Annotated in this window: 11 protein-coding genes and 1 pseudogene; 9 read left to right on the forward strand and 3 right to left on the reverse strand. The window is 52.5% G+C overall.

The features are described 5' to 3' along the window. Positions 1–375: 375 nt before the first annotated feature. Together glpK and glgP are read left to right on the forward strand one after the other, a co-directional pair. Positions 376–1,875: a glycerol kinase GlpK gene (glpK, locus tag ACP5D4_RS19170; protein ID WP_428013222.1), complete on the forward strand. Its 1,500-nt coding sequence runs from the start codon at positions 376–378 to the stop codon at positions 1,873–1,875. A 284-nt stretch (positions 1,876–2,159) separates the two neighbouring features. Beyond that, complete coding sequence (gene glgP, locus ACP5D4_RS19175; protein ID WP_428013232.1) at positions 2,160–4,736, forward strand: alpha-glucan family phosphorylase; 2,577 nt, start codon at positions 2,160–2,162, stop codon at positions 4,734–4,736. Between the two features lie 108 nt (positions 4,737–4,844). Here glgP and ACP5D4_RS19180 read toward each other — a convergent pair whose 3' ends face one another. Both ACP5D4_RS19180 and ACP5D4_RS19185 read right to left on the reverse strand, forming a co-directional pair. Next, positions 4,845–5,288, reverse strand: coding sequence for a hypothetical protein (locus ACP5D4_RS19180; protein ID WP_428013223.1), 444 nt, complete (start codon positions 5,286–5,288; stop codon positions 4,845–4,847). 48 nt (positions 5,289–5,336) lie between these two features. After that, positions 5,337–5,921 (reverse strand): DUF99 family protein, encoded by a 585-nt coding sequence (locus tag ACP5D4_RS19185; protein WP_428013224.1) that lies wholly within the window; start codon positions 5,919–5,921, stop codon positions 5,337–5,339. A gap of 147 nt (positions 5,922–6,068) precedes the next feature. Here ACP5D4_RS19185 and ACP5D4_RS19190 point away from each other — a divergent pair, with 147 nt between their 5' ends. The 5 genes from ACP5D4_RS19190 (at position 6,069) to ACP5D4_RS19210 (ending at position 9,741) form a co-directional block, all read left to right on the forward strand. Then, positions 6,069–6,437: a hypothetical protein gene (locus tag ACP5D4_RS19190; protein WP_428013225.1), complete on the forward strand. Its 369-nt coding sequence runs from the start codon at positions 6,069–6,071 to the stop codon at positions 6,435–6,437. 150 nt (positions 6,438–6,587) lie between these two features. Beyond that, entirely contained in the window at positions 6,588–6,794 is a 207-nt protein-coding gene (locus tag ACP5D4_RS19195) for a YgaP family membrane protein (RefSeq protein ID WP_428013226.1), read from the forward strand. A gap of 57 nt (positions 6,795–6,851) precedes the next feature. Continuing rightward, positions 6,852–7,520 (forward strand): class I SAM-dependent methyltransferase, encoded by a 669-nt coding sequence (locus tag ACP5D4_RS19200; RefSeq protein WP_428013227.1) that lies wholly within the window; start codon positions 6,852–6,854, stop codon positions 7,518–7,520. A 198-nt stretch (positions 7,521–7,718) separates the two neighbouring features. Then, a complete protein-coding gene (locus tag ACP5D4_RS19205; RefSeq protein ID WP_428013228.1) occupies positions 7,719–8,723 on the forward strand; it encodes an NAD(P)/FAD-dependent oxidoreductase in 1,005 nt (334 codons plus the stop codon). A gap of 190 nt (positions 8,724–8,913) precedes the next feature. Then, complete coding sequence (locus tag ACP5D4_RS19210) at positions 8,914–9,741, forward strand: MBL fold metallo-hydrolase (protein WP_428013229.1); 828 nt, start codon at positions 8,914–8,916, stop codon at positions 9,739–9,741. Between the two features lie 182 nt (positions 9,742–9,923). On the opposite strand, the gene ACP5D4_RS19215 is transcribed toward ACP5D4_RS19210, so the two are convergent. Then, positions 9,924–10,133 carry a hypothetical protein gene (locus ACP5D4_RS19215; protein ID WP_428013230.1) on the reverse strand — a complete coding sequence of 70 codons (210 nt, stop codon included), beginning with the start codon at positions 10,131–10,133 and terminating at the stop codon, positions 9,924–9,926. A 235-nt stretch (positions 10,134–10,368) separates the two neighbouring features. On the opposite strand from ACP5D4_RS19215, the gene ACP5D4_RS19220 reads away from it, so the two are divergent. Both ACP5D4_RS19220 and ACP5D4_RS19225 read left to right on the forward strand, forming a co-directional pair. After that, entirely contained in the window at positions 10,369–10,458 is a 90-nt protein-coding gene (locus tag ACP5D4_RS19220; protein WP_428013231.1) for a helix-turn-helix domain-containing protein, read from the forward strand. Between the two features lie 48 nt (positions 10,459–10,506). Beyond that, positions 10,507–10,750: pseudogene (locus ACP5D4_RS19225) on the forward strand (RNA-guided endonuclease TnpB family protein); the annotation flags it as partial.

Consider the following 10,750-nt stretch of genomic DNA (forward strand, 5'->3'; position numbering starts at 1 on the left):
AGATGCCGGGGATCTGACTCCAACTTAAATACATACAAGATGTATTTTGTCAAGCCCCAATCTCGAAAAGTTTTCTGCACCACTGAGCTGTCGGGACTGCTGGCGTGGCGGTGCGATCGCCCCTCAAAAATAGCCAATTAAAATGTATTTTTGGGGCGAAAATTTACACATTTATCGGTCGAAAAACCCGGTTTTTCATTCAGAAATTGGCGATCGAATCGCGGAATATTCATATTTTTACAAAAGTGAGATGCACTCCTTTCTTTCAAAATCATAACAAATAATAAATATTGTAGAAATAATTAAAGATTCAAAGCCAAGCTAGAGCGAAGCCGATATCATATAAGGTTGCAAGGCAAGAATCGATAACTTATTATGACAAACTCTAAACAATACATTCTGTCCATCGACCTCGGCACCACCGGAAACCGTGCCATTCTCTTCAACCGAGAGGGTCAAATCGCCGGACAAGTCTATAAAGAACTGAACCAGTATTACCCCAAACCCGGATGGCTCGAACACGACGCCGTTGAAATTTGGCAAGACACCCTCGCCTGCATCTCCGACGCGATCGAAAAAGTCGGCGCCTCCGCTTCGGACATCGCCGCTGTCGGACTGACGGTGCAACGGGAAACCTGCTTGTTGTGGGACAAAACCACCGGAAAACCCCTGCACAAAGCGATCGTCTGGCAAGACCGCCGTACCGCCCCCCTCTGTCGGAAACTGCGCCAAGAGGGGAAACACACCCTCATCCACGATCGCACCGGCCTGGTTCTCGACGCTTACTTCTCCGCCACGAAACTCGTTTGGCTGCTGGATTGGGTCAAAGAAAACCGCCCCGAAACCAACCTCGATAACGTCATCGCCGGCACCATCGACACCTGGATTTTGTGGAACCTCACCGGAGGAAAAGTCCACGCCACCGACAGCAGCAACGCCAGCCGCACCATGTTGATGAACCTAGAACGGGGCGACTGGGATACAGATTTACTAGAACTCTTCGACATTCCGCCGCACATGATGCCGGAAATTAAACCCAGTATGGGGGAGTTCGGTCTCACCGACCCCGAGATATTGGGGGAAGAAATTCCCGTCATGGCAATTTTCGGCGACCAACAGGCGTCTCTGTTCGCCCACGGCTGCGATCGCCCCGGTTTGCTCAAATGCACCTACGGTACCGGATGTTTCCTCATCGTCCAAGCCGGGAGCGACGTATCGCGATCGAGCAACCGACTGCTTTCAACGGTCGCTTGGACGACGCAAGACCGTTCCAACTACGCCCTCGAAGGGGCAATGTTCACCACAGGGGCTTGTATTCAATGGTTGCGGGACGGACTGCAACTGATTTCTTCGGCCGCCGAAACCGAAGCCCTCGCCTTGCAAGTTAAAGACAACAACGGCGTCTATTTCGTCCCGGCGTTGAGCGGCTTAGGAGCGCCCCACTGGGATATGAGTGCGCGGGGGTCGTTTCAGGGAATTACTGGCGGCGTCAAACGGGAACATATCGTGCGATCGGTTTTAGAATCGATCGCCTATCAAGTCAAAGAAGTCGTCGAAGCCATGAACCGCGATAGCGATATGTCCGTAGCGCGGTTGAAAGTCGATGGCGGCGCGTCGCAAAACAACTTTTTAATGCAGTTCCAAGCGGACGTTTTGGGAATTCCCGTCGAACGTCCCGAAATCCTCGACGCCACCGCCCAAGGTGCCGCCTTTGGTGCCGGATTGGCCGTTGGCTTTTACCCCAGTTACCGGGATTTAATCGCCAAACGGAAGATCGATCGCGTCTTCCAACCCGGCGACGGCGCCCAGCAAGCCCTAGAACACTATCACGTCTGGCAAAAAGCCGTCGAACGGGCGAAAGAATGGGTTGATTGATTCCCTCAAGCGTACAGAGAGAGGGGTCTAGAGGGGGCGGTGGGTTCTGTCGGGTTTAACCGTTGGGTTCGACCCCAAACCGCGATCGACGCCGGAACATCCGCGACCCTTCTACCCTTCTTTTCCCAGTCCAACCCCCCCAGCCTCTGCATCTAGTACCTCGTCCCATCCGGTTCGCACCAATCAGTTCACTCGCAAACAAAAAGCTTGTATTAAAAAGCCGCAGTCTCTTCAAAGGATGTTCAACAATGAGAGCGATCGCGATCGCTCTAGTGGACACTCCCATGCAGCCAATTTATAAATTCAACGTTTCTCCCTCCCTTCCCGAAAACCTCGAACCATTACGCAAACTGGCCTATAACCTACATTGGGACTGGAATACCGATACCAAAGACCTCTTTCAACGACTCGATCGAGACCTGTGGGAATCGAGCCGCCACAACCCCGTCCTCATGTTAGGAACCATTTCCCAACAGCGCCTGCAAGAAGTGGCCGACGACGAAGGCTTCATCGCCCACATGAACCGCGCCGCCCAGCAACTCGACGATTACCTCAACAACCGCACCTGGTATCGCCAACAACGAGGCAAAGACCGAGACAAACAGGGAGATAAACCCGAATACTACGCCTATTTCTCCGCCGAATTCGGACTCTGTCGCGCCCTGCCCATCTACTCCGGCGGTTTGGGCGTCTTAGCCGGCGACCACCTCAAATCCGCCAGCGACCTCGGCTTACCCCTCGTCGGCGTCGGACTGCTCTATCAAGAAGGCTATTTCGCCCAATACCTCAACGCCGACGGATGGCAACAGGAACGCTACCCCATCAACGACTTCTATAACTTACCGCTAGACTTGGTTCGCAACCCCGACGGCAGCGAACTCCGCATTTCCGTCGACTATCCCGGCCGTACCGTATACGCCCGCGCCTGGAAAGTGCAAGTGGGAACGGTGTCCCTGTATATGCTCGACACCAACATCGAACCCAACAACCACTACGACCAAGACATCACCGACCAACTCTATGGCGGCGATAAAGACCTCCGCATTCACCAAGAAATCATGCTGGGAATCGGCGGCGTCAAACTCCTGACCGCTTTGGGCTTAAACGTCACCGCCTACCACATGAACGAAGGCCACTCGGCGTTTATGGCTCTCGAACGGATGCGAATGCTGATTCAAGAGGAAGGGCTAAGTTTTGAAGCCGCCGAACAGGTGGTGATTTCCAGCAGTATGTTCACCACCCACACCCCCGTCCCCGCCGGCTTCGACCTCTTCCCCGCCGAGATGGTCATGCACTATCTGGGATACTACGCCGAGATTTTCGGCTTGTCTCGGGAAGAGTTTCTCGCCCTGGGACGGGAAAATACAGGGGATTTTTCTGCCCCCTTCAACATGGCGATTTTTGCCATTCGGATGTCGGGATTTATCAACGGCGTCGCCAAGCTCCACGGAGAAGTCTCGCGGGCGATGTTTCAGCATCTCTGGAACGAACTCCCCACCGAGGAAGTTCCCGTCACCTCCATTACCAACGGCGTCCACGCGCGATCGTGCGTGGCCAAGGAAACTCAGGAACTTTACGATCGATATCTCGGTCCGCAATGGTCCACCAGCGGCGCCAATAAAGAGCGACTCTGGCAGCGAGTTCTCTCGATTCCCGACGAGGAACTCTGGCGCAACCACGAACGGCGTCGCGCGGAATTGGTGGTTTTCGCCCGCGATTGGCTGGTGAAATGTCTCGAAGACCGGGGCGCGTCCCTCAAGGAAATCGAACAGGCGAAGGACGTTCTCGACCCTGGGGTGTTGACGATTGGTTTCGCCCGTCGTTTCGCCACCTACAAACGGGCAACACTGTTTTTGCGGGATATCGAACGGCTCAAACGCATGATGCAAGATGCCAAACGCCCGATTCAGTTCGTCGTAGCCGGGAAAGCCCACCCGAAAGATATGCCGGGAAAAGAACTGATTCGCGATATCGTTCATATCGCCCGCGATGAGGGAATGCACAATTCCTTGGTGTTTTTACCCAACTACGATATCGAGATGTCGCGGTTGATGGTAGCCGGCTGCGATGTTTGGTTGAATACGCCCCGCCGCCCTCGAGAAGCTTCGGGAACTAGCGGGATGAAGGCGGCTATGAACGGCTTGCCCAATCTTAGCGTTCTCGATGGCTGGTGGGACGAGGCGGACTACGCCCGCACGGGTTGGGCGATCGGACATGGGGAAATGTACGACGACCCGAATTATCAGGACGAGGTGGAAGCTAACGATTTGTACGATTTGTTGGAAAAAGAGGTGGTTCCGCTGTTTTACGATCGCGACGCCGACGAAATTCCTCACGGTTGGGTTACGAAAATGAAAGATGCCGTGCGTCTCAACTGTCCGGCGTTCAATACGGCGCGAATGGTGAAGGATTACGCGCGGCGGTCTTATTTCGTGTTGAGCGATCGATATGTCGCGATGACGGAAGAACACTGTCAGCCCGCTAAGGAACTGGCACAGTGGAAACACCGCGTCCAACGGGATTGGTACGAGATGAAGGTGGAATCGGTCGATATTTCGGAATCGACGGACGTACAGGTGAACCAACCGATTTTCGTGAAAGCCCACGTCAATTTAGCTGCGTTACAACCGGAAGACGTGACGGTGGAACTCTATCAAGGGGAAGTGGACGATCGCGGCAATATTATTAATGGCTCTCCCGTGACGATGGAGTATCAAGGAAAAGACCTCGGCAAAAGCCTCTATACTGCTGAAATCGCTTATAATTCTAGTGGTTTACAGGGATTGTCCTTGCGGGTTCTGCCCAACCATCCTAGTTTGAGCAATCCTCACGAAATGGGGTTGATTTTGTGGGCTGAATAGGTCACAAAAAGAAATATTTCTGTTAGTTTAAGTTTTAAAAAACTAACAGAAATCACAAACAAATTTGGCAATTTCTTGGAATCCCGGAATTTTTTTATTCCGGGTTTTTTAATGATTGTGGGGCATTTCTTGCGGCATTTCTTGGGGAGACATTTCGCTTTCGATCGATTCCATCCCGGGCATTTCATGGGATTCCATATCGTGCGATCGCATCAATCCCATCGTTTGTTGTCCGAAACTAACTAATCCCATTCCCACAACGCCCAAACTCATTAAACCCATCGAAACCAAACCGATGGACACTACCCCCATCGACACCAAACCCACGGAAATAATGCCATGAGTCGAAACACCAATGGCAACGAATCCGTGCGCCGAAATCCCGATCGCAACTCGACCGTGGGCTTCAATTCCCACCGACAGCCATTTCCGTTTGTTCTGTTGTTGAATTGTCTCCACACCACACCTCACCGACGATCGAATGACCCAAGTGTACCGAAAACCGCCCCGAGAGACAGCCTCCATTAACGGCGTTTCACTCCATCTCTGCACTGCATCGGGACACTTGAGATCCCCATCATCCCATCATCCCATCACCCCTTACGCCCGCTTCCCGCTTTCCCCCTTCATCACCGCCGAACCGATGAGATGAGCCAAGCGCAACGCTTCGGGAACCTGGCCGCATTCGGTGAGCGATCGCAGAACTTTTACAAGGGTTCCGGGTGATTCTCCGCACACTTGGAAGTAGAATGGAGGGTAAGCGTAGATTCTTCCCGCGCGGCGGATTCTATCCCATCGTTTTTCAAAATCTGGTAGACGACGCATCGCCTGTTCCATCTTTTTGAGTTTCGGTGGGCGACGCATCAGGGCAACACAAGGCCGTTGCAAGCGTTGCGCTAACAACGGTAGATCGACCAGATTGAAACCGCCGAAGCCGATCCCATCCAATAAAACCAGGTGAAGTTGAGGTAGAAACTTCCCGTCGAGGAGTAAATCGCAGATCGTCTCGGTGGCGTCCCAACCGTCCGGTTCGATTTGTCCCCAAACCATCCCCTCGAAGCGGGTTCCACCGCAGACGACACCGCCGATCGATACCGGTCGATCGCTGTTTCGATCGAAGGGTGCGTCGTCGAATCCGATGACGCGGATAGTACGTTTGAGTCTAACCAAGTCGGCAAGTTTCACGATCGATTCGGGATAAGGAGTAACCAGAAAATTATCTCGCGATCGCTCTTGCCAACTCCAGGGAGACTCGTTTAAATAATGAGATTGGGATTTTTTTAAAAACCGTTTTCATAACTCGATTTGTCAGTGAAGCTAGGAGGTGAGGATATGTCTGCCACGACCCACAACCACAACTTCCGAGTCGTTCCGCTGTCGGAAAACGTCAAGGTCAAAACTGACCTTCAGGACATTCACTTACCCGCACTGCGATCGGGGTTTGCTGGATATCCGATGAATCCTCGTTGGAACGCACTCAAATTTCGAGCTTGGAAACTCGGCCGCCAGTGGCGTCAAGAGTTACTCGAAGGCCAGTTATACGTGCGTCCGGACGATTTGATGCTGGTTTCGATCGCCGAAACTGACGATGCACCGTCAGACGCCTCGGCCTCGGAAGCCTCGACAACCGAACCCGAGGAGTCCTCTACATCGGCCAAACCCTCCTGGTGGGGGACGCGCATTTTTGCCCTGGGGTGGTGACGCCAACTATCCCCTCGGTCAACGCAAACATTTGAGAAACCCGGCCCCTTAACCGAAGCCGGGTTTCTCTACTTCCTTAACTTGACTAATTAACTAAACGGTTATATATTGAGAATTAAGTAATGTAAAGCGACTCGGAGGATACCATTTATGATGTTTGGTAACGTCGGACTGTTCGATCGCATCCTTCGCTTCAGTATCGCTGCGGTGCTGTTGTATCTCGGACAAGTCACCTACAGCGGCGACCCCCTCGGACTCGGACTCACCGTCGCCTCAGCCATCGCGGGTGTCACAGCGATCGTCGGTTTTTGTCCCCTGTATCGTCTCCTCGGCACCAGTACCCGCACCGACAGCTAAACGCGGGAGGTTCGCCCCAAAGCGGGGACGTTGCTATCCGTTCCGTAGAGGTTCTCTATGAACTGTTCGCCACTCTCACAAGTCCAAAAGCGCCTGTTTGCTTGGGGAATGTCCAAAGCCAACGACGCCGACGATCGCACCTTACAACTGATCGACCATCCCCACTTTGCCAACCTAGCGCAACTGAAACAGTCCATGCTGGGCAACTTGCGGGGTCGCATCCTCGAAATCGGCCCCGGTGCGGGGGCTAACCTGCGGTATTACGCCTCAGATATCGAATGGATAGGCGTCGAACCCAATCCGTTTATGCACCCCCACCTGCAACAGGAAGCCGAGAAATTTGGCGTGAGTCAAATTCGGTTAGAAGTTGGAAGCGCCGAACAGCTTCCCGTGGAGGACCACAGCATCGATGCAGTCGTCAGTACCCACGTTCTCTGTTCCGTGGGAGATATCAGCGGCGTGTTAGACGAGATCGATCGCGTCCTCAAACCCGGCGGACGGTTCGTGTTCCTCGAGCATGTGGCGGCACATCCGGAAACCTGGACGCGGCGGATACAGGAAGGAATCGCCCCGATTTGGAAAAGCCTGTTCGATCGCTGTCACCCCAACCGGGAAACCGGCCCGGCCATCGATCGAGCTGGCTTCGCCGAAGTCACCTACCACAACTTTCAACTGTCTTTCCCCGTCGTGAGTCCCCATATCGCCGGGTTTGCAGTGAAAGCTTAGGGAAGATGAAGGGATGAGGTGAAACAATCAAATCGAACCTGTCCTCGTTCCATCGATCGCCTGTCTCAAAACGACGATTTATATATCACACAATCCCTAAAAAGTCAATAAAGTTTCGTCTCAAATATCGACACAAAAACAGAGAAACCCAAAAACAGAGAAACCCACAAAAATCAGGAGAAATTAGGAGTCAGCCCTATGATGTTAACCAAAAAGAACCTCGAAGAAGCCGCCAACAAAGTTTACGATACCATCGTCGTCGGCGGTGGCGCCGGAGGACTCTCCGCAGGCGTTTACCTACAACGGTATAACCTGTCTTCCCTCATCATCGATAAAGGAAAAGCCCGATCCTTCTGGATGCAAGAACTCCACAACTACCTCGGCTTATCCCCCGAAACCCCCGGACGAGATCTTCTCAAACGCGGAAAAGAACATTATCTATCCGTCAACGGCGATATGTTACACGGCTACGTCGAAGAAGTCATCGATGAAGGAGACACCTTCGCCGTGCGCGTCAAAGTCGGACGCAACAACAGCATTTATCCCACCTTTCGCACCAAATATATCATCGCCGCCAGCGGCATTATCGACCAGCTCGTACCTCTCGACGACATGAAAAACGTCTACGAGTACGCAGGATACAACCTCCACGTTTGCATGGTGTGCGACGGCTACGAAATGACCGACAAACACGCCGGACTGTTCGTCGGAAGCGAAAACAGCATCAACATGGCGTTTAACCTGAGTTGGTTCACGCCCAAAATCACCATTTTTACGCACGGTTTGTTTGAACTCAGCGACGAAATGCGGCAGAAAGTCGCCAAAATGGGATATCGTCTCATCGAAACTCCCGTCGCGCAATTTTTAGGTGAAAACCATCAAATGACCGGGGTGGAATTGGTCGATGGAACCGTCGTTCCTTTGGAAACCGGATTGATTTCGATGGGATCTCATTACCACAACACCTATCTGTCTAATTTGAATTTAGAGATGAAGGGTGGAAACCTGGTGACGGATAAAGTGGGGCGCACCTCTCATCCTCGGGTGTTCGCCATTGGCGATTTGAAAGTGGGGTTAAACCAAGTGGCCATCGCCGTCGGCGACGGTGCGTTAGCCGCCACGCAAATTTGGAAAGATATGCGCAGCGAAGTCTGTCCCCGTCCTTGGGTGGAAAACCTGGAAAATCAACCCGCGTTGGTATAAGAACTCGTAGGGTGCGTGACTTGAAAAATTGGGGGTATCTCCTGTTGACCGATAACTCGTCACGCACCGCCGAGGTGTCTGCGGGGAATCGGTGCGTGACGCGGTAATAGTCCCTTGACCCGACTCCGACCCCATTTTCCGGCCGCATCACGCACCCGACGCATCTCGTTTTAAAACAATTTTAAAAACAATGATTCAAAATCTCGAAATTACTGTTCTGGTGGAAAATACCGCTTGGGGACGGGGATTGCTGGGAGAACACGGCTTGTCCTGGTGGATTGAGGCGGACGGCCATCGGATTTTGTTCGATACCGGTCAGGGATACGTCCTGAAACACAACGCCGAATGGTTGCAACTTCCCCTGGATTCCCTCGATGCGATCGCCCTCAGTCACGGTCACGACGACCACGCGGGGGGACTTTCGCAGGTTCTCTCGATTTGCGGCGATCGAATCGATTTATATGTACATCCCGAAAGCTTCAAGCCGAAATACAGTCCCCGTGGGGAAATTAGCGCCCCGCTGCGAGACCCGGAGGAGTTACAACGGCGCGTTAAACGGTTAGTCGTCACGGCGGACCCCACCGAAATCGTTCCGGGGGTGTGGTTGACGGGAACGGTTCCCCGCAATCATCCCTTGGAGGATACGGGAGGACAGTTCTGGAACGACGCAGAACACCAGCAGGTTGACGAACTTCTCGACGATCGAACCTTATTCGTCGAAACCCCCAAAGGAATCGTAGTGGTTCTCGGCTGCGCTCACGCGGGGATTATCAACATTCTGGACGACATTCGCGAATTGACGCAATCTTCAATCTACGCCGTCATGGGAGGAATGCACCTGTTACGGGCCAGTGAGGAACGATTGGCGGCGACGGTGGAAACCTTGTCACAGTACGATATCCAGCATATTGGCGCCAATCACTGTACGGGAACTAAAGCCGTGGCGCGGTTGTGGGAACACTTCGGCGATCGCTGTTTCGAGACTCGCGTGGGAAGCCGATTTGAAGTAAAAGCTTAAATAAAAAATTTATTATATCAAACTAATTAGAAATTGTCAAAAAAACGATTTTTCGTGTCGGTCTTCGCGCAGAAATCACGGAATTCCGTAAAAAAATTGGTTTCTGCGTAATTCCTAGAGATTTTATCGTTTTATATCAGCCAGACCCCCGGTAGTTGAGAAATACCGGGGGTTTCGTCCCGTTACGGCTTTCTAGCGATAACCGTTTTGTGACCGGGACTGTTGATGTCCGTCGTCGGCGTCTCGAAGCCGATTGGCGTCAGTTCGCCGTCCATATCCAACGCGAAATACTCGTCCAAATAGGGTTCGGTACTCTTCAACAGCGTCAATTTTGAATTTTCCCCGAAACGATCGCCCCGTTCAGAAAACTTTTCGAGATCGAAGCTTGACAAAATACATCAAATATGTTAATAAATTCCAGATCTCCAGCAGCCATTGACCGATCTGAGATTTTGGAGCCAACCCTTTAACTGATGGGGGCTCGGGGGGCTATAAGTCCCGCGCTCTACCTGAAAGGTGAGCGTCGGGATACATGGACACCCCTTGAGAAGTCGATTCCCCTCGATGGGGATGAGACAAGCATTTACCAGTCAGCATAGCTTGTGGTCAACTATAGCTATGCTGACAATGAACTACACCTACCGAATCCACCCAGATGCCGCGCAGCAGGCTCAATTGCTGGGGTGGCTTGAGACGTGCAGAGGCGTGTATAACTAACTCAAAGACTGGATGGCTTCGCGTAAGTGTCCGGTAGACCGATGCTCGTTGGAGAAGGAATACATCATTCCCGCCGATGAGCCGTTTCCGTCTTATCACCGTCAGCAAAACAACCTGCCCAAAGCTAAGAAGCAATTCCCACATTTGGGTAAGGCGCATTCTCAGGTTTTGCAAACGACGATTCGTAGGCTGCACGATACTTGGGAAGCGTTTCAGAAGCGTGGGCACGGCTTTCCTCGCTTTAAAAAGTTCGGTCAATTCAAGTCCTTTGTGTTTCCCCAGCTCAAGTCCT

The organism is Baaleninema sp., from assembly GCF_049974805.1.
In the GTDB taxonomy this organism is placed as follows: Bacteria; Cyanobacteriota; Cyanobacteriia; order Cyanobacteriales; family Geitlerinemataceae; genus Baaleninema.